Source organism: Klebsiella aerogenes (assembly GCA_029027985.1).
In the GTDB taxonomy this organism is placed as follows: domain Bacteria; phylum Pseudomonadota; class Gammaproteobacteria; order Enterobacterales; family Enterobacteriaceae; genus Klebsiella; species Klebsiella aerogenes_A.
Window position 1 is genome coordinate 4157694 of sequence record CP119076.1, and the last position, 18762, is coordinate 4176455.

Consider the following 18762-nt stretch of genomic DNA (forward strand, 5'->3'; position numbering starts at 1 on the left):
GGCAACGTTAGCCCATCATCAGCTTACGTAGCGCGGCAAAATCGGCCGGCAGGTTATGCGACAACAGCGGCAGATCGGCGCGATCGGCCAGCTCCTTCGGCAACGGCAGAGTCTCCTGCAGGATCGCTTCTACGCTTTCTTTGAACTTAGCCGGATGCGCGGTACCGAGGAACAAACCGTATTCTCCCGGCTGCAACTGATCGCGCAGCGCGCGGTAAGCAATCGCCGCGTGCGGTTCAGAGGTATAGCCGATGGCTTTCAGTTCGCGCATGGTCTCTTTGGTGGTGTCATCATCAACTGCGGCATAGCCCAGCTCATTCAGACGCCAGACCTTACGGCGGAACAACTCTTCCACGCGCGGCCAGTTGTTCGGCTGGCTGACGTCCATGGCGTTAGACAGGGTCGCCTGAGTCGCTTTCGGCGCCCAGTTACCGTCCTGCAGGAAGCGCGGCACGGTATCATTAACGTTGGTCGCGGCAATAAAGCGCTTAATCGGCAGCCCCAGCGATTTCGCCAGCAAGCCAGCAGTCAGATCGCCGAAGTTGCCGCTCGGCACCGATACCACCAGCTGATTACGCGCGTCCTGCGGCAGCTGTGCGACCGCTTCGAAGTAGTAACAGATCTGCGCCAGCAGGCGGCTGATGTTAATGGAGTTGGCGGAGTTGAGGCCCAAAGCGGCTTTTAGCGCTTCGTCGTCAAACGCCTGCTTCACCAGTGCCTGACAGGCATCGAAATCACCGTCGATCGCTACGGTTTCAATATTGCCGCCCAGGGTGCAGAACAGCTTCTCCTGCAGCGGACTGATTTTGCCGTGCGGATAGAGGATAACCACTTTGACATTCGGCAAACCGTAGAAGGCATGCGCGACTGCCGCGCCGGTGTCGCCGGAGGTGGCGGTCAGAATAGTCACCGGTTTGTCGCCCGCGATATGCGTCAGCATCTGCGCCATAAAGCGGCCGCCAAAATCTTTAAAAGCCAAAGTCGGGCCGTGGAACAGCTCCAGGCAGCCGACATCGTCTTGCACTTTACTTACCGGTGCCGGGAAGGCGAACGCCGCGCCGACGCGAGCCTGCAGTTGATCCTGCGGGATCTCGTCGCCAATAAACGCCGACAGGATTTTTGCGCTACGGGTGACGAAGTCCTGCGCCAGCATCTCGTCGATTTCGGTCAGGCTGAATTCCGGCAGATCGTGCGGGAAGAACAGCCCCTGTTGTCTGCCAAGCCCTTGTGTCACGGCCTGCGCGAAGCTGACCTGTTCATTATGATCTTTTAAGTTATACAGTTTCATCACTTATCCCACTACTCGAGCGCCCGCCGTGTCCAGCCGGCAAATATGAACGAAGCCTTCCTGATTTTGCAGATAATGCGCGGCCAGCCAGTCGGCGACGCGCTGCGCGGTATCCGGTTTATCGCACAACGCAAACAGCGTCGGGCCGGAGCCGGAGATCCCGCAAGCCTGCGCGCCGATTTCCATCGCCGCCTGACGCGCTTCGCTGAAGCCCGGCAGCAGTTTGGTACGGTACGGTTCGGCAATCACATCTTTCATTAACTTTGCCGCCAGTTGCGGCTGGCGGCTATAGCAGGCGTGAATAAAGCCCGCCAGATGGCGACCATGGGCGATGCAATCCTGACGACGATACTGCGCTGGCAGAATCGCGCGCGCTTCAGCGGTGGAGACTTTAATGCCAGGATAGGCCAGCACCCACAACCATTCATCAAACCCCGGGATCTGCTGGCTGATAATGCCATTCTCTTCGATCATCAGCTGCATGCCGCCAAGATAGCACGGCGCCACATTATCATAGTGAATGCTGCCAGAGATGCGCCCTTCCATCTCGCCCATCAGCGCCAGCATCCGGTTTTCATTGAGCGGCTTGCCGCAATATTCGTTCATCGCCACCAGCGCGGCGACGACTGAACAGGCGCTGGAACCGAGGCCCGAGCCAATCGGCATATTCTTTTCAAGAGTCATCGCCACCGGGACCGTTTTGCCAATCTCCCGGCAGAAGGTTTCCCAACATTGATAGACGATATTTTCCTGCGGCGCCGACGGTAATTTGCTGGCGAAGCGGCCTACGTTACGCAGGCTGAACTGCGCCGCCGCTTCTACCGAAACGTTATCCCCCAGCAGCGTGCCGTCGACCGGCGTGACCGCCGCGCCCAGCACATCAAACCCGACGCTCATATTGGCACTGGAAGCCGGGGCGTATACTTTGACCATCTTAAACTCCTAACTTCCATGACAGGGTACGCAGCAGGTCGGCGAACACACCGGCGGCCGTGACATCGTTACCCGCGCCATAGCCGCGCAGCACCAGCGGCAGCGGCTGATAATAATGACTATAAAACGCCAGCGCGTTCTCGCCGTTTTTCACTTTATACAGCGGATCATTACCGTCCACTTCGGCAATTTTCACCCGGCAGACGCCATCTTCTTCAATGTTGCCGACGTAACGTAAGACTTTACCCTCGTCGCGCGCTTTAGCAACTCGCGAAGCAAATTGATCGTCAAGCGTCGGTAGGCGGGCCATAAAGCTCTCGACGTCGCCGCTGGCGTCAAAGTCGGCTGGCAGCGCAGGTTCAACAATAATATCGGAGAGCTCCAGCTCGCGGCCGGTCTCGCGAGCGAGGATCAGCAGTTTACGCGCCACGTCCACGCCAGAAAGATCGTCGCGCGGATCTGGTTCGGTATAGCCCATCTCACGCGCCAATTTGGTGGCTTCAGAAAGGCTCATGCCTTCATCCAGCTTACCAAAGATAAACGATAGCGAGCCGGAGAGAATCCCGGAGAAATGCAGCAGTTCATCACCGGCGTTAAGCAAGTTCTGCAGGTTTTCAATCACCGGCAGGCCCGCGCCGACGTTGGTGTCGTAGAGGAACTTGCGCCGCGAGCTGCTGGCGGCGTGACGTAGCTGGTGATAGTAGTCCAGCGAAGAGGTATTGGCCTTTTTATTCGGCGTCACCACGTGGAAACCTTCACGCAGGAAATCCGCATACTGATCGGCCACCGCCTGGCTGGAGGTACAGTCGACGATAACCGGGTTCAGCAAGTGGTATTCTTTCACCAGGCGAATCAGGCGTCCCAGATTAAAGGCCTCTTTGGCTTCCGCCAGTTCGGCGCGCCAGTTTTCCAGATTCAGACCGTGCACGCTGGTCAGCAGCGCCTGTGAATTCGCCACGCCGCACACGCGCAGATCGATATGCTTGCCCTTTAACCAGCTCTGCTGGCGCTTAATCTGTTCGATCAGCGCGCCGCCGACGCCGCCGACGCCGATCACGAAGACTTCGATAACCTGGTCGGTGTTAAACAGCATCTGGTGCGTCACACGCACGCCAGTGGTGGCGTCATCATTGCTCACCACCACCGAGATAGAGCGTTCGGAAGAGCCCTGGGCTATTGCCACGATATTGATATTGGCGCGCGCCAGCGCAGCGAAGAATTTCGCCGAGATACCGCGCAGCGTGCGCATCCCATCGCCCACAACGGAGATGATCGCCAGCCGCTCCATGATCGACAGCGGCTCCAGTAGCCCCTCTTTCAGTTCAAGGTAGAATTCATCTTCCATCACCCGCTTCGCCCGCGCGCAGTCGCTTTGCGGCACGCAGAAACTGATGCTGTATTCCGAGGAGGATTGGGTAATCAGCACCACGGAGATACCGGCGCGGGACATCGTCGCGAAGACGCGCGCCGCCATGCCGACCATGCCCTTCATTCCCGGCCCGGAAACGTTGAACATCGCCATATTGTTAAGATTCGAGATCCCTTTGACCGGCAGGCCGTCTTCATCAAGGCTGGCGCCGATAAGCGTGCCCGGCGCCTGAGGGTTACCGGTATTTTTAATCAGACAAGGGATCTGGAACTGAGCGATAGGCGCGATGGTGCGCGGGTGCAGCACCTTGGCGCCAAAATAGGACAGTTCCATCGCTTCCTGATAGGACATCGATTTCAACAAGCGCGCGTCCGGCACCTGGCGCGGGTCGCAGGTATAGACGCCGTCGACGTCGGTCCAGATTTCGCAGCAGTCGGCGCGTAAACAGGCGGCCAGTACGGCGGCGGAGTAGTCGGAGCCGTTGCGGCCCAACACCACCAGCTCGCCCTTCTCGTTACCAGCGGTAAAGCCCGCCATCAGCACCATGTGGTCAGCCGGGATCTGGCTGGCGACGATGCGACGGGTGGATTCAGCGATATCGACAGTGGATTCAAGGTAGTGGCCGACGGCCAGCAGTTTTTCGACCGGGTTAATCACGCTCACCTTGTGGCCGCGCGCCTCCAGCAGCGCCGCCATGATGGCGATAGAGAGCTTTTCACCGCGGCAGATCAGCGCGGCGTTAACGCTGTCCGGGCACTGGCCCAGCAGGCTAATGCCGTGCAGGACGTGTTTAATCTGCGCGAATTCCTGGTCAACGAAGGTTTTCAGTTGTGCGAGCGGGAAGCCAGGCTGAATGTCGGCCAGTCCCTGCAGAAGGTCGGCAAAGATGCGTTCGGCATCGGCGATATTGGTAAGAGCGTCCTGACCGCTAATCGTTTTTTCAATCATCGCGACCAGATGGTTGGTGATTTTCGCCGGGGCAGACAGCACGGTCGCAACCTGCCCCTGCCTGGCATTGCTCTCCAGAATATCGGCAACTCGCAGAAAGCGCTCTGCATTTGCCACTGATGTACCGCCGAACTTCAACACTCGCATGGTTCTTACCCCTTGATCTCTTGTCAAAAAAAAAGCCCGCACTGTTTAGGTGCGGGCTTTTTTCTGTTGTTTCCTGTACGCGTCAGCCCGCACCGTTACCTGTGGTAATGGTGATGGTTGTGATAATGGTAGTCATCATGCCGATGCGATTCATGGATGTTGTGTACTCTGTATTTTTATCTGTCTGTGTCCTGCCTATATTGGTTAAAGTATCTGCCTGCTTAAGTCAACGAATTTCTAAATTCGTCCTTTTCCGGCCAACCTTGGCATTCCGCCACAGCACCCCGTGAATTCCGCCATATAGCCAAAAGGTTGCGGTTGCAATTAGCAGATACATCCATATAAACACATTACGATAGAGTTTTACTCTGGTAGATTTTTTTCAATATCATGCAACAAACGATGCAACATCGCGGTGTCGCGTTGCTGTAACAGTCCGATCCGCTGCTGCAACCAGTCGACGAGTTTAACGTCTTCATCCACCCCTAAACGACCAAGTAGCAACAATGTCCGCTGGCGTAAGGCCTGCAGCTGATTTTCATCAGTGTCGCCCCCCTGTGGGGCCGCTTGCTGTAGCAATGAGCTCAACTGATAGCAATACACCATCACCGACTGTCCGAGATTCAGGGAAGGATAATCGGCAACCATCGGCACGCCGGTAAGCACATCGGCCAGCGCCAGCTCCTCGTTGGTTAAGCCGGAGTCCTCGCGACCAAATACCAGCGCGGTGTGATTCATCCATTGCGCTTTTTCTTCCAGCAGCGGCAGCAACTGTTGCGGCGTCGCGTAGTAATGGAAACGCGCACGGCTGCGGGCGGTGGTGGCGACGGTAAAATCAACGTCGTGTAGCGCCTGAGCAAGCGTCGGGTAAGTTTTTATATTATCTAAAATATCTCCCGAGCCGTGGGCGACCCAGCGGGCCGCGGGCTGCAAATGCGCCTCGCTATCAACGATCCGCAATTCGCTGAATCCCATCGTTTTCATCGCCCGCGCCGCCGCGCCGACGTTCTCAGCCCTGGCGGGCGCCACCAAAACAATCGATAAACGCATTGTGCTTCTCTTTATCCTCTTACGCGGCGCTAATCTGCGGTTACCCCCATTTTACGCGGCGAAAATTTACAAATTTGCAACAAAAATCACTAAAAATGGGCTTTATTACTCTTAAAAAAAACTAAACTGTTCACATTGGACACCAATACGGAGTATGTTAACAGAACGCATTTATCCATATGTTTGGCAATGATATTTCAGTTTTCATTTGCCCACAGACTTTGGATTCATTGCATTTATTAATTCATAGCTGCAACTAATTGAGCTGTGTAAGAAATGTGACGATAAATCGCAAATCGATGCAATGATTTCACAAGACTGTTAACGTGCTACAATTGAACTTGATATATGTCAACGAAGCGTAGTTTTATTGGGTGTTCGGCCTCTCTTAGCCTGTTATGTTGCTGTTAAAATGGTTAGGATGACAGCCGTTTTTGACACCGTCGGGTCCAGAGGGAAAGTACCCACGACCAAGCTAATGATGTTGTTGACGTTGATGGAAAGTGCATCAAGAACGCAATTACGTACTTTAGTCATGTTACGCCGGACATGTTAATTTGTAGCATGTACCAGGCAGGTCAGGGACTTTGGTACTTCCTGTTTCGATTTAGTTGGCAATTTAGGTAGCAAACATGCAGACCCCGCACATTCTTATCGTTGAAGACGAGTTGGTAACACGCAACACGTTAAAAAGTATTTTCGAAGCAGAAGGTTATGATGTATTCGAAGCGACCGATGGCGCGGAAATGCATCAGATCCTGTCTGAAAATGATATCAACCTGGTGATCATGGATATCAACCTGCCAGGTAAAAATGGTCTCCTGCTCGCGCGTGAACTGCGTGAACAAGCTGACGTCGCGCTGATGTTCCTTACCGGCCGCGACAACGAAGTGGATAAAATTCTCGGCCTCGAAATCGGCGCCGATGACTATATCACTAAACCGTTTAACCCGCGTGAACTGACTATCCGCGCGCGCAACCTGCTCTCCCGTACCATGAACCTGGGTACCGTGAGCGAAGAGCGTCGCAGCGTTGAGAGCTACAAGTTCAATGGCTGGGAACTGGATATCAACAGCCGTTCGCTGGTGAGCCCAAATGGCGAGCAGTACAAGCTGCCGCGCAGTGAATTCCGCGCGATGCTGCACTTCTGCGAAAACCCGGGCAAAATTCAGTCACGCGCAGAGCTGCTGAAGAAAATGACCGGTCGCGAGCTGAAGCCGCATGACCGTACCGTGGACGTGACTATTCGTCGCATTCGTAAGCATTTCGAATCCACTCCGGACACCCCGGAAATCATCGCGACCATTCACGGTGAAGGTTACCGTTTCTGTGGCGATCTGCAGGAATAATTCAGTTTATCCCGCAGTCACAACGCAAAAACGGCGCCCTTCGGCGCCGTTTTTTATTACGGTTTTTACTACCTGATATGTCACGTGGCGCCATCCGCAAAGCGTAGCGGCGACGGCGCTGCCGTTTATTTATTCCATGGCATGATCGGCACGGCGCTGATGGCATTTTTCGGCGAACCGTCGACCACTTTATCCGAATAAGTCAGATAAACCAGTGCATTGCGCTTCGCATCATAGAAACGGACGACCTGCAGCTTTTTGAATACCAGCGAGGTGCGTTTCTGGAACACGACGTCGCCCTGGCTTTTACCATTTTTGATTTTGTCGGTCAGTTCGATCGGCCCGACCTGCTGACAGGAAATCGCGGCGTCAGAGGTATCTTCCGCCAGCCCCAGCCCGCCTTTAATACCGCCGGTTTTCGCCCGGCTGATATAGCAGGTGACGTTTTGCACATCCGGATCGTCGAAGGCTTCGACCACGATTTTATGATCCGGACCCAGCCATTTAAATACCGTATCGACGGAGCCGATTTGCTCGGCATGCGCCAGCTGGCCCGCGGCGAGTAAAAACAGTCCTGCCACTAACTTCTTGTATTTCATATTGTTACCATTTCTTAAAATTCCGCTACGTGATGATCAGCAACGTTGTGGAAAAGGTTTAAAGATCACAGCTTTACAAAATTACCCACGATCGCTGCCAGATGATCGCATTTAAAAGCAAAAAAAACACTGAATGCTAAAACATCAAAAAATGCTATTATCCGCTACCTTAATATAGGTACCTGAGTTTAAAGGATGGGGACATTTTATGGATCAAGCTGGGATTATTCGCGATCTCCTGAGCTGGCTGGAAGGTCACCTGGATCAGCCACTTTCATTGGATAATGTGGCGGCGAAGGCAGGTTATTCCAAGTGGCATTTGCAACGTATGTTTAAAGACGTCACGGGTCAAGCTATTGGTGCCTATATTCGCGCGCGTCGTCTGTCTAAGTCGGCTGTTGCGCTCCGCCTGACCGCTCGTCCGATTCTCGATATCGCGCTGCAGTATCGTTTCGATTCCCAACAAACGTTCACCCGCGCCTTTAAAAAACAGTTCAACCTGACCCCTGCGCTGTATCGCCGCTCTCCGGACTGGAGCTCGTTTGGTATGCGTCCGCCGCTGCGTCTCGGTGAATTTGCCATGCCGAAGCATGAGTTCGTGACGCTGAACACCACACAGCTGGTCGGCGTCACCCAAAGCTATACCTGCAAGCTGGAAGAAATTTCTGAATTCCGTAATCAGATGCGGGTCCAGTTCTGGCGCGAATTCCTCGGCAACGCGCCCAGCATTCCACCGACGCTGTACGGTCTGCATGAACCGCGTCCAAGTCTGGAAAAAGACGATGAGCAGGAGGTGTTCTACACCACCGCGCTGACGCCGGAGATGGCTAACGGCCACCTGCATAACTCCCAGCCGGTGATTCTGGAAGGCGGCGAATATGTGATGTTCACCTACGAAGGATTAGGAACCGGGTTGCAGGAGTTTATCCTGACGGTATACGGCACCTGTATGCCGATGCTGAACCTCACCCGCCGCAAAGGGCTCGATATCGAGCGCTTCTATCCGGAAGATGACAACCGGAACCAGGCCACGCCAATTCAGCTGCGCTGCGAGTACCTGATTCCGATTCGCCGTTAACGCTGCAGTTCGTCCATTGCGGGGGCATCGAGATGCGAAATGTCCCCCGCCGTCTCGACTACCCAACCCGACGCCAGCCACGGGCTCTGCTGGTAATCAACGCGTGAAATCGAACAGTTGCGCAGACGCAGGCGACGTTCGGCATAAGCAGGTAGCCCGAGGATCGTGCTGACCAGGCAGCCCAACGCCATCCCGTGACTGACCAGCAACGGTCGGCTACCGGCTGGCAACTCCAGACAGGTAGCGAGCGCCGCGCGCATACGCTCGCTCAACTCCTGCATTGACTCACCCTGTGGAATACGTCCGTCCGGCGTACCGTTGACTAACTGACGGCGCCAGCCCTCTTCTTCCTCGCTCAGCGAGTCGATATGGCGTTTCTCCAGCACGCCCATATCCAGCTCGCGCAGGCGCGAATCGGTGACTACGCCGCAGCCGCAGGCTTCGGCGATAATTTCGGCTGTGCGGCGGGTACGCCCGAGGTCGCTGGCGATAATATGGGTGATCCCCAACGTTCTGGCGCGCTCGCCAACCTGCCATGCCTGGCGCTCACCGTGGGCGGTCAGCGGACTATCGGACTGGCCTTGAATACGTCGCTCGGCGTTCCACTGCGTTTCACCGTGGCGAACAAGGTATACCTGTAACATGCTTATTTTCCGTTCTGAACCCTTCATCAGCTGTCGATCGGCGCTATTGCCTGTCGTCAGAATGATTTGGAGTATACTGCGATGACGTTAATTAATTCTGAGTTGTTTTGATTATGCACCATGTTGTCTCAGCTACCACTAATCCCGCCAAAATTCAGGCAATTCTGCAGGCTTTTAACGAGATCTTCGGCGAAGGATCCTGCCACATTGAGTCCGTCGCCGTCGAGAGCGGCGTGCCGGAACAGCCCTTCGGCAGCGAGGAAACGCGGGCTGGCGCACGAAATCGCGTCGCCAATGCCCGTCTCGCGCAGCCGAAAGCCGATTTTTGGGTCGCGATTGAAGCCGGGATCGATGAAGGCAGCACCTTCAGCTGGGTAGTGATTGAGGATCGGCATCAGCGCGGTGAAGCGCGCTCGGCCACGCTGCCGCTGCCGGAGGTGATTCTTGAACAGGTTCGCGCCGGGGAGGCGTTGGGGCCGGTCATGTCACAGCATACCGGTATCGACCAGATCGGCCGTAAAGAAGGCGCTATCGGCGTCTTTACCGGCGGCAGGCTAACGCGCAGCAGCGTCTACCATCAGGCGGTCGTGCTGGCGCTCAGTCCGTTCCATAACGCTATTTATCGTTAAGCAGCGTTTGTTCCAGCCACTGGCGCAGCTCCGCCGGCGCCGATTTCAGGCTATTGGAGCCGCGGGTAATGGTGGCGATACCGGCGCCGAGTTCGTTTTTCAGCTCGCGCTGGCTCATCTCGCCGCGCAGCAGCTCTTCAATAATACGCACTCGGGTGCCCAGCGCTTCACGCTCGTCGGGCGTCAGCATCAGTTGCAACAACGGCAGGTGAAGATCCTCAGCGTAGGCCTGCTGCAGCAACGCCACGAAGCGCAGCCACTCCTGATGACGTTGTTCGGCCACCGCCGCTGAATAAGGGGATTGTTGGGTCATGTTACGTCGCCATGTTGAGACGGGCAGCCAGGCTGCCCGTCGAGTGTACTCATCAACGAGTACAAAGGATAACATACTTCCAGACGATCAGTAACGTTGTTGCCATTCCGCGTCGCTCAACAAGCTATCCTGCTTGCCCATAAAGTAACGGTAATAGGCATCGTAGGAGAGGACGTTCTTCACATAACCGCGAGTTTCCGAGAACGGAATGCTCTCGACAAAGGCCACGGCATCAATACGCCCGGCACTGTTGCCTTGCCAGGTCCGTACGCGCCCAGGGCCGGCGTTATAGGCCGCTGACGCATAGATGCGGTTATTACCGAACTGCTGGTAGACATATTGCAGATAGCTGGTGCCGATGTTGATGTTGGTGTCCGGATCCAACAGCTGCGATGGGCTGCTATAGCCGGGAATACTGAACATACTGACGGTATGCGTCGCGGTGCCGGGCATAATCTGCATCAAGCCGCTGGCGCCGACCGGCGAGCGAACTTTCGGGTTCCACGCGCTCTCCTGACGCGCAATCGCCATCGCGTAGCTCTGCGGGATATCCTTGCCGCTAATGTAACGCGCAAACAGATCGTTGTACGCCAGCGGGAAGCGCTCTTCCAGCTGATCCCACAGTTTACCGGCGATCGTCGCCTGTACGCTGAGATCCCACCAATGTTGATCGAACGCGTAACGCGCCAGCTGCGCCTGCTGCGCTTTGCTGCGGCTGCTCACCAGGTTCGCCCATTCACTGCGCGCGGTGTTATCCATATTCCAGTACATCAGCTCGCGAACGCGCGCCATCTCAGGGCCGGAGGCCAGCGTAGGGTCAATGGTGCCGGAGGCTTTATCGATGCGGAAGGTATATTCTTCGCCCAGACGCTGAGCGGCGACCATCGGATAGAAGCCGCGCTGTTGCATCAGGGAACGCAGGATCGCCTTCGCTTCATCATCGCGCCCACGCTCCAGCAGCAGATCCGCCTGCCAGTAGCGCCACTCATCTTTCTCTTTCGCCTCCATGGGCAGACGCGCCAGCCAGGTATTCAGGCCATGGCGATCGCCATTGCCCAGCGCCATACGTACCCGACGCTCTACCAGAGAGGTCGACTGCGAGCGCATGATCGCATCATCGCGCCACTCCGCCTGCGCTTCGGTTACATCAGTCCCCATCAAACGCCAGGCGACAATATCGCGCAGTTCCTGGGTTTGATCGTCATTCAACTGCTGCGCCTGTACCAACGATGGGATCATCAGGCGGGCATTTTCCACGTCCTGACGCGCAACGCTGGCAAAAGCGGCCGCCGCCATCTGGCGAGTAAAATCGGTCGCTCCGGTGGTGCGGGCAAAGGTCATCACGCTATTAGGATCGTTGGCCAGCGCGACCACCGCTGAAGAGATACTCTGGTAATTTGACGGCATCTGCTGGGCGAGGACTCTGACCAGGCTGGTATTGCCAGCCTTCATCGCCAGACGGATCCTTTCGAGATAGGCTAGCGGATCCTGCTGACCCGAATCGCGCCACGCGCTGAACAGCGGGTCGCAGGCATTTGGCTGGCTCTTCCCGGTCAACCAGAGATCTTTCGCGCCGCTCCACGCTTCTTGCGACTGGCCGACGCTGAGTTTGGCATAGTAGTAGTTACACTGCGCTTCGGTGGTCGCTGGCTTATCCGGGCTGAACGCCAACAGGCCGCGCCAGTCAGTGCGCCGCGCCAACTCATTAACAAAGCGTGATTTCAGCGAACGTGCCGCTGGCAGCGTCGGGTTCGCCTCAATGAAGTTTTTGACCACCAGCGGGGGCTGGTTCATCAGATCATCGGTGATTTGTCGGTATTGCAGGTACGGATACAGCGGATAGCTGCTGAGCGTGGGCATCAGCTGGTTGACGACATCCATCTGGCGGCTGTCCCACGCTTGTTTAATTTGAGCATAGCGGCTGCGCTGTTCATCCAGTGAATCCGCATGCGCCAGCTGGCTTAACGTCAGCAGGCTCACGCCGGCAGCCAGAAGACGCCATGCCGTAATTTTGGCTTTTTCCACAAGCTCTTCCTCTAGTTGGTGCATCACAGCGGCGTCGTGCCGCTTCAAAAAAATCAGGGTGTTGATTAGATATGCTAATCAGACAACGGCAAACATGCCACGTCCTGAACATTTTTTTACGCTTCTGTGAATCCTGTCGCCTCGCTGGGATTAAAGCGCGAAAAAGGCTACACTTCGCCTTTGAACTATCTATCAGAATAGAAAGAGGCGAAGTCCAACGTGGCTCAATTCGTTTATACCATGCATCGTGTCGGCAAAGTGGTTCCGCCGAAACGTCATATTTTGAAAAATATCTCCCTCAGCTTCTTCCCTGGCGCAAAAATCGGTGTTCTCGGTCTGAACGGCGCCGGTAAGTCCACCCTGCTGCGCATCATGGCCGGTATCGATACCGAGATCGAAGGCGAAGCGCGTCCGCAGCCTGGTCTCAAAATCGGCTATCTGCCGCAGGAGCCGCAGCTGAACCCGGAACACACCGTTCGCGAATCCGTGGAAGAAGCGGTCGCCGAAGTGGTTAACGCGCTGAAAGGCCTGGACGAAGTCTATGCTAAATATGCCGAGCCGGATGCCGACTTCGATAAGCTTGCCGCGCAACAAGGCAAGTTTGAAGAGATTATCCAGGCGCACGACGGCCACAACCTGAACGTGCAGCTGGAGCGCGCGGCCGATGCCCTGCGCCTGCCGGACTGGGAGGCGAAAATCGCCAACCTTTCCGGTGGTGAACGCCGCCGCGTCGCGCTGTGCCGTCTGCTGCTGGAAAAACCAGACATGCTGCTGCTCGACGAACCGACGAACCACCTTGACGCCGAATCCGTCGCCTGGCTGGAACGCTTCCTGCACGACTTCGAAGGTACCGTTGTGGCGATTACCCACGACCGTTACTTCCTCGATAACGTCGCCGGTTGGATCCTCGAACTTGACCGCGGCGAAGGTATTCCGTGGGAAGGCAACTACTCCTCCTGGCTGGAGCAAAAAGATCAGCGTCTGGCGCAGGAAGCCTCTCAGGAAGCCGCGCGTCGCAAATCTATCGAGAAAGAACTCGAGTGGGTTCGCCAGGGCGCGAAAGGCCGTCAGTCCAAGGGCAAAGCCCGTCTGGCGCGCTTTGAAGAGCTTAACAACGTGGAATACCAGAAACGTAACGAGACCAACGAGCTGTTCATTCCGCCAGGAGCGCGTCTGGGCGATAAAGTTCTGGAAGTCAGCAATCTGCGTAAATCCTACGGCGACCGTCTGCTGATCGACGATCTGAGCTTCTCCGTGCCGAAAGGCGCCATTGTCGGCATCATCGGTCCGAACGGCGCGGGTAAATCCACCCTGTTCCGCATGATGTCCGGTCAGGAACAGCCTGATTCCGGCACCATCACGCTGGGTGACACCGTGAAGCTGGCTTCCGTCGATCAGTTCCGCGATGCGATGGACAACAGCAAGACCGTGTGGGAAGAAGTGTCCGGCGGGCTGGATATCATGAAGATCGGCAACACCGAAATGCCGAGCCGCGCCTACGTAGGCCGCTTTAACTTCAAAGGTGTTGATCAGGGTAAACGCGTTGGCGAGCTGTCCGGCGGTGAACGCGGTCGTCTGCATCTGGCGAAGCTGCTGCAGGTCGGCGGCAACGTACTGCTGCTCGATGAACCGACCAACGACCTGGATATCGAAACCCTGCGCGCGCTGGAAAACGCCCTGCTGGAGTTCCCGGGCTGTGCCATGGTTATCTCGCACGACCGTTGGTTCCTTGACCGTATCGCCACTCACATTCTGGATTACCAGGATGAAGGCAAGGTCGAGTTCTTCGAAGGTAACTTTACCGAGTACGAAGAGTACAAGAAACGCACCCTTGGCGCCGATGCTCTGGAGCCGAAGCGTATCAAGTACAAGCGTATCGCGAAGTAATCTGTCAATGCCGGATGGCGCTGCGCCATCCGGCCTGCAAGGCATGTGTCGCTTGTAGGCCGGATAAGGCGTTTACGCCGCCATCCGGCAAAAAGTTTATCCCTGCTCGCCCATCAGCTGCTTCACCAGCTCGACGCAGCGCAGGAACCGGGCGTCGTAGTCCGATTCTTCCACATGCACAAACTCGATCTCGTTCTCTTTTAGCAGCGATACCAGTAGCGTCTGGAACTCTTTGCGGTCCACGGAGCTCCCGAGACTGCGCAACCCGTCGGCCACCCACGGCGTGTTGTTTTCCAGCAGAATCACCAGGTCAAAGCGATACTCATCGATCAGCGCCTGCACGAACGGATGCTCGCGACCTTCGTACTTCAGACAGAAGGCCTGGGTACTGACGAAGTCGGTATCGATAAACGCCACCTTATTGGCATATTTCACTGCAAAATCAATGTACTGTGCATGACCCAGCGCGATTTTATCGTAATCGGAATATTGCAGCGCCATCTCGTCTCCACCGAGGTGCGAGAAAACGTAATCGCGGCCATATTCCCAGGCGCTGGTGGTATTGAAGATGTTAGCGAGCTTATTCACCAGCGTCGATTTACCACTCGATTCGCCGCCGAGGACCGCCACCGTACGGACAAAGAACGGTTTCACTTCGGTTGGAATATATTCCCAGTAACGGAACGGGTTTTCGCGGATCTGGCCGCCGCTGATGCTCATGAAGGTACGTTTCGGATCGATCAACACGGTTTCGATCCCCAGATGCTCCAGATACTGCGGCGCATCCGCCTCTTCCGAGGTATAGATCCAGTTCGGCTCGATCCCTTTTTCGCTCATGAACGTACGGATCCCATGGCTCCAGACGTCCCAGCCGTGCGGGTACGGCTCCATCCCCTCTTCGTTGAAGGCATGAATACGAATGTTTTTCTGATACTTAAAGGTCTGCAACAGCCAGCGTAGACGATCGGGCACCGTCGGCTGCTGCGACATGGCGCTCTCTTCAAATAGCTCGCGATCGCGCGGATCGTCGTAGCCCATGATGATATGCAGCTCATCAACCTGGCTGCAGGCGCGCTGAATCAGATAAATGTGGCCGGTATGCAGCGGGTAGAACTTGCCAAAAACCACCCCGACGCTTTTCTGCTTGCGCGGGAATTCAAGGCCGAGAAAGCGATGCAATGCTTCCAGCTTCTGGGCGCTCGGGCTTTTGATTTTCGCGTTCAACAGCTGGCTGAGATAACCCTTGGTCATCCCACTGGCGTCCGCCACCTGCTGCAGCGTACAACCCTTTTGCTTAATGGCGTTTTTCAGATAGTCGAATGACGACATAATTTATGCGTGCCTCCTGCAAACTTGGGTTTGATACCCGTCATACCCTGAAGTATGACGGGTATCATTATAAGTCGTCAAAAACGCTCAGCGCATCGGCCAGTTTTTTTACGCCAAAGAGCTGCATCCCTTCCGGCGCTTTTTTCGGCACATTGGCCGCCGGGACGATGGCGCGACGGAAGCCGTGCTTCGCCGCTTCGGAAATGCGCTCCTGGCCGCTCGGCACCGGACGGATCTCGCCAGCCAGCCCAACTTCGCCAAAGACCACCAGATCCTGCGGCAGAGGACGATCGCGCAGGCTGGAGACCATCGCCAGCAGCAGCGCCAGGTCAGCGCTGGTTTCAGTGACCTTCACCCCGCCAACCACGTTAACGAAGACATCCTGGTCGGCCATCTGCAGGCCGCCATGGCGGTGCAACACGGCCAGCAGGATCGCCAGGCGGTTCTGCTCCAATCCCACCGCCACGCGGCGCGGGTTAGACATCATTGAGTGATCGACCAGCGCCTGAATCTCAACCAGCAGCGGGCGCGTGCCTTCCCACACCACCATGACCGAACTTCCGGAGGTGACTTCGTCACCGCGGCTCAGAAAGATAGCGGATGGGTTGCTGACCTCGCGCAGACCTTGTTCGGTCATGGCGAAAACACCGAGTTCATTGACCGCGCCAAAGCGGTTTTTGTGGCTACGCAGGGTGCGGAAGCGGGAATCGGCATCGCCATCCAGCAGCACTGAACAGTCGATACAGTGTTCAAGCACCTTCGGACCCGCCAGCGAGCCATCTTTGGTGACGTGGCCGACCATCACAATCGCCACGCCGCGGGTTTTCGCAAAGCGCGTCAGATAAGCCGCGGTTTCACGCACCTGGGCGACGCTGCCCGGTGATGACTGGACGTCGGCCATGTGCATGACCTGGATGGAGTCGATCACCATCAGTTGCGGCTTTTCTTCATCGGCAATCAGGCAGATTTGTTCGATGCTGGTTTCCGACAGCATATTCAGGTTCGCCGTCGGCAGCCCGAGACGATGCGCGCGCATCGCCACCTGCTGCAGGGACTCTTCCCCGGTGACATACAGTGTTTTCATCCCCTCGGCCAGCTTGCAGAGGGTTTGCAGCAGTAGCGTAGATTTCCCCGCACCGGGGTTACCACCAATCAGGATGGCGCTTCCCGGCACCACGCCGCCGCCGAGCACGCGATCGAATTCTTTAAACCCGGTGGAGAAACGCGGCAGCGCCTCAAGGCTGATATCCGATAGCTTCTGCACCTTTGAGACGCCGGCGTTACCGGCGTAGCCTGATAGACGCTCGTTTCTCGCCACCTGCGGCGACGCGGCGATGCGCATCTCGGTGATGGTGTTCCAGGCATGACAGGCGCTACACTGCCCCTGCCAGCGCGGATAATCTGCACCACATTCATTACAGACAAATGCGCGTTTTGGAGCTTTCGCCACGTTAACCTCTTACTTTTGATTCATGCTACCGGAGAGAATACAGAATACCCCCATCAGGTCAGCGTGGCGGATGGTGACTTCCGCCTGTTCATTCACTTTCGGTTTAGCATGATAGGCAATGCCGAGGCCCGCCGCTTTGATCATCGGCAGGTCGTTGGCGCCATCACCAATCGCCACGGTTTGCGCTGGCGGAATTTCATATTTCTCCGCCAGTTTGCGCAGGGTGTTGGCTTTATATTTGGCATCGACGATATCGCCGATGACGTTACCAGTGAGCTTACCGTCCATGATTTCCAGCTCATTGGCGAATACCGCGTCCAGATGCAGCTTGTCGCGCAAGTACTCAGCAAAGAAGGTGAAGCCACCTGAGGCGATCGCCACTTTCCAGCCCAGCGTTTCCAGCTTCAGCACCAGTTGGGTCAGCCCCGGCATCAGCGGCAGCGCTTCACGCACCTGCAACAGGATATTGGCATCGGCGTCTTTCAAGGTGGCGACGCGCTGACGCAGGCTGGCGGTGAAGTCGAGCTCGCCGCGCATCGCGCGTTCGGTCACTTCCGAGACCAGCTCGCCGGTACCCGCCAGCTTGGCGATTTCGTCGATACATTCGATCTGGATCGCCGTGGAATCCATGTCCATCACCAGCAGGCCCGGCGTGCGCAGGTGTGGGATTTTCCCCAACGGCGCGACGTCCAGCCCGGCGTCATGGGCCAGGCGAGTGGCGCGCAGCGTCAGCGAGCCCGCCAGGCGAATCACCTGATAGTCTTCCACCACCCAGGAGGAGACGATAACCAACGCCGCGCCTAATTCGCGCTGCCAGGCCGTCAGCCGATGCTTATCCAGACCGCGACCATAGAGCAGCCAGCCGCTGCGCCCGGCGTGATAATCCAGCGGCATGACCTCGTCGCCGCTCAGGGAAAGCGGCAACCCAGGCCACAAGGAAACATCTTCGGGCAGGTCGCACCAGGTCAAACTGTTAGGCATTACGGCTCCACATCTCTTCATTCAGGCGAGGAAAATAACGCATGAGGCTACCTTGTAACCAGCGCTTCTGGCAACATTAAGCTGCAAATTTTCAAAGGTGGAATATGGTACGAGCAAAACTGAAATTCCGGCTGCATCGCGCCGTCATTGTTCTGATCTGTCTCGCGCTTCTCGTCGCTCTGATGCAGGGCGCCTCGTGGTTTAGTCAGAATAGCCAAAAGCAGCGTAATCCGCAGTTAGAAGAGCTGGCGCGGACGCTGGCGCAGCAGGTTACGCTGAACCTGGCGCCGATGATGCGCAGCGAAACGCCCGACGAAAAACGCATGACTCACCTGCTGGAACAGTTGACGAATAAAAGCCGGGTGCTTGATGCCGGGGTCTATGATGAACAGGGCTATCTGGTGGCCCGCTCTGGCGAACGTGTCGACGTGCGCGACAGACTGGCGCTGGATGGCAAAAAAGCCGGCGGTTACTTTAACCAGCAAATTGTCGAGCCGATCCTCGGGAAAAACGGCCCGGTTGGCTATCTGCGCCTGACGCTGGATACCCATACATTGGCTACCGAGGCGAAACAGGTGGATAATACCACCAACATCTTACGCCTGATGCTGCTGTTGTCGTTGGCTATCGGCGTGGTGCTGACCCGCACGCTGCTGCAGGGTAAACGTACCCGCTGGCAACAATCGCCCTTCCTGCTTACCGCCAATAAGCCCGTCCAGGACGAAGATAAAGATTAACCAGAC

18 protein-coding genes and 1 other annotated feature are annotated in these 18762 nt (G+C 56.4%); of the genes, 5 read left to right on the top strand and 13 right to left on the bottom strand.

What is annotated here, in order from left to right; genetic code table 11:
- Positions 1-7: 7 nt before the first annotated feature.
- The 6 genes from thrC to yjjY all read right to left on the bottom strand — a co-directional run bounded on the left by thrC (position 8) and on the right by yjjY (position 6272).
- Positions 8-1288 carry a threonine synthase gene (thrC, locus tag PYR66_19680; GenBank protein WEF27478.1) on the bottom strand — a complete coding sequence of 427 codons (1281 nt, stop codon included), beginning with the start codon at positions 1286-1288 and terminating at the stop codon, positions 8-10.
- A gap of 3 nt (positions 1289-1291) precedes the next feature.
- Entirely contained in the window at positions 1292-2221 is a 930-nt protein-coding gene (gene thrB / locus PYR66_19685; protein WEF27479.1) for a homoserine kinase, read from the bottom strand.
- Between the two features lies 1 nt (position 2222).
- Complete coding sequence (gene thrA / locus PYR66_19690) at positions 2223-4685, bottom strand: bifunctional aspartate kinase/homoserine dehydrogenase I (protein ID WEF27480.1); 2463 nt, start codon at positions 4683-4685, stop codon at positions 2223-2225.
- Between the two features lie 25 nt (positions 4686-4710).
- Positions 4711-4832, bottom strand: a sequence feature (Thr leader region).
- Positions 4768-4839: a thr operon leader peptide gene (thrL, locus tag PYR66_19695; GenBank protein ID WEF30511.1), complete on the bottom strand. Its 72-nt coding sequence runs from the start codon at positions 4837-4839 to the stop codon at positions 4768-4770. (Overlaps the previous feature by 65 nt.)
- Positions 4840-5048: 209 nt before the next feature.
- The gene (locus PYR66_19700) at positions 5049-5735 is read right to left on the bottom strand and encodes a tRNA/rRNA methyltransferase (protein WEF27481.1); all 687 of its coding nucleotides are present in this window, start codon (positions 5733-5735) and stop codon (positions 5049-5051) included.
- Positions 5736-6131: 396 nt separating this feature from the next.
- Entirely contained in the window at positions 6132-6272 is a 141-nt protein-coding gene (gene yjjY, locus PYR66_19705) for a protein YjjY (protein ID WEF27482.1), read from the bottom strand.
- Positions 6273-6367: 95 nt separating this feature from the next.
- Here yjjY and arcA point away from each other — a divergent pair, with 95 nt between their 5' ends.
- The gene (arcA, locus tag PYR66_19710) at positions 6368-7084 is read left to right on the top strand and encodes a two-component system response regulator ArcA (protein ID WEF27483.1); all 717 of its coding nucleotides are present in this window, start codon (positions 6368-6370) and stop codon (positions 7082-7084) included.
- Between the two features lie 125 nt (positions 7085-7209).
- On the opposite strand, the gene creA is transcribed toward arcA, so the two are convergent.
- Positions 7210-7683, bottom strand: a complete 474-nt coding sequence (gene creA, locus PYR66_19715) for a protein CreA (GenBank protein ID WEF27484.1) — start codon at positions 7681-7683, stop codon at positions 7210-7212.
- A 208-nt stretch (positions 7684-7891) separates the two neighbouring features.
- On the opposite strand from creA, the gene robA reads away from it, so the two are divergent.
- Complete coding sequence (robA, locus tag PYR66_19720; GenBank protein ID WEF27485.1) at positions 7892-8761, top strand: MDR efflux pump AcrAB transcriptional activator RobA; 870 nt, start codon at positions 7892-7894, stop codon at positions 8759-8761.
- On the opposite strand, the gene gpmB is transcribed toward robA, so the two are convergent.
- Positions 8758-9405, bottom strand: a complete 648-nt coding sequence (gene gpmB / locus PYR66_19725) for a 2,3-diphosphoglycerate-dependent phosphoglycerate mutase GpmB (GenBank protein WEF27486.1) — start codon at positions 9403-9405, stop codon at positions 8758-8760. The two genes, robA and gpmB, sit on opposite strands and share 4 nt — an antisense overlap.
- A gap of 113 nt (positions 9406-9518) precedes the next feature.
- Between gpmB and yjjX the strand changes: the two genes are divergently transcribed.
- Positions 9519-10034, top strand: coding sequence for an inosine/xanthosine triphosphatase (gene yjjX / locus PYR66_19730; GenBank protein WEF27487.1), 516 nt, complete (start codon positions 9519-9521; stop codon positions 10032-10034).
- Here the strand turns inward: yjjX and trpR are convergent.
- A complete protein-coding gene (gene trpR, locus PYR66_19735) occupies positions 10021-10347 on the bottom strand; it encodes a trp operon repressor (protein ID WEF27488.1) in 327 nt (108 codons plus the stop codon). The two genes, yjjX and trpR, sit on opposite strands and share 14 nt — an antisense overlap.
- Before the next feature lie 87 nt (positions 10348-10434).
- The gene (gene sltY / locus PYR66_19740) at positions 10435-12372 is read right to left on the bottom strand and encodes a murein transglycosylase (GenBank protein ID WEF27489.1); all 1938 of its coding nucleotides are present in this window, start codon (positions 12370-12372) and stop codon (positions 10435-10437) included.
- Between the two features lie 219 nt (positions 12373-12591).
- Here sltY and ettA point away from each other — a divergent pair, with 219 nt between their 5' ends.
- Positions 12592-14259, top strand: coding sequence for an energy-dependent translational throttle protein EttA (gene ettA / locus PYR66_19745; GenBank protein ID WEF27490.1), 1668 nt, complete (start codon positions 12592-12594; stop codon positions 14257-14259).
- A 96-nt stretch (positions 14260-14355) separates the two neighbouring features.
- Here the strand turns inward: ettA and nadR are convergent, their stop codons facing one another.
- From nadR to serB, 3 genes are all read right to left on the bottom strand, one after another.
- Positions 14356-15588, bottom strand: coding sequence for a multifunctional transcriptional regulator/nicotinamide-nucleotide adenylyltransferase/ribosylnicotinamide kinase NadR (gene nadR / locus PYR66_19750; GenBank protein ID WEF27491.1), 1233 nt, complete (start codon positions 15586-15588; stop codon positions 14356-14358).
- Between the two features lie 67 nt (positions 15589-15655).
- Complete coding sequence (gene radA / locus PYR66_19755) at positions 15656-17038, bottom strand: DNA repair protein RadA (protein WEF27492.1); 1383 nt, start codon at positions 17036-17038, stop codon at positions 15656-15658.
- A 9-nt stretch (positions 17039-17047) separates the two neighbouring features.
- Complete coding sequence (serB, locus tag PYR66_19760; GenBank protein WEF27493.1) at positions 17048-18019, bottom strand: phosphoserine phosphatase; 972 nt, start codon at positions 18017-18019, stop codon at positions 17048-17050.
- 104 nt (positions 18020-18123) lie between these two features.
- Here serB and PYR66_19765 point away from each other — a divergent pair, with 104 nt between their 5' ends.
- Positions 18124-18756 carry a YtjB family periplasmic protein gene (locus tag PYR66_19765; GenBank protein WEF27494.1) on the top strand — a complete coding sequence of 211 codons (633 nt, stop codon included), beginning with the start codon at positions 18124-18126 and terminating at the stop codon, positions 18754-18756.
- Positions 18757-18762 lie beyond the last annotated feature (6 nt).

Coding starts and splice junctions, on each gene's coding strand:
- PYR66_19700 (WEF27481.1), bottom strand. CDS start 5,735: ATGCGTTTATCGATTGTTTTGGTGGCGCCCGCCAGGGCTGAGAACGTC.
- thrA (WEF27480.1), bottom strand. CDS start 4,685: ATGCGAGTGTTGAAGTTCGGCGGTACATCAGTGGCAAATGCAGAGCGC.
- thrC (WEF27478.1), bottom strand. CDS start 1,288: ATGAAACTGTATAACTTAAAAGATCATAATGAACAGGTCAGCTTCGCG.
- yjjX (WEF27487.1), top strand. CDS start 9,519: ATGCACCATGTTGTCTCAGCTACCACTAATCCCGCCAAAATTCAGGCA.
- PYR66_19765 (WEF27494.1), top strand. CDS start 18,124: ATGGTACGAGCAAAACTGAAATTCCGGCTGCATCGCGCCGTCATTGTT.
- creA (WEF27484.1), bottom strand. CDS start 7,683: ATGAAATACAAGAAGTTAGTGGCAGGACTGTTTTTACTCGCCGCGGGC.
- gpmB (WEF27486.1), bottom strand. CDS start 9,405: ATGTTACAGGTATACCTTGTTCGCCACGGTGAAACGCAGTGGAACGCC.
- serB (WEF27493.1), bottom strand. CDS start 18,019: ATGCCTAACAGTTTGACCTGGTGCGACCTGCCCGAAGATGTTTCCTTG.
- robA (WEF27485.1), top strand. CDS start 7,892: ATGGATCAAGCTGGGATTATTCGCGATCTCCTGAGCTGGCTGGAAGGT.
- trpR (WEF27488.1), bottom strand. CDS start 10,347: ATGACCCAACAATCCCCTTATTCAGCGGCGGTGGCCGAACAACGTCAT.
- nadR (WEF27491.1), bottom strand. CDS start 15,588: ATGTCGTCATTCGACTATCTGAAAAACGCCATTAAGCAAAAGGGTTGT.
- arcA (WEF27483.1), top strand. CDS start 6,368: ATGCAGACCCCGCACATTCTTATCGTTGAAGACGAGTTGGTAACACGC.
- yjjY (WEF27482.1), bottom strand. CDS start 6,272: ATGACTAAAGTACGTAATTGCGTTCTTGATGCACTTTCCATCAACGTC.
- thrB (WEF27479.1), bottom strand. CDS start 2,221: ATGGTCAAAGTATACGCCCCGGCTTCCAGTGCCAATATGAGCGTCGGG.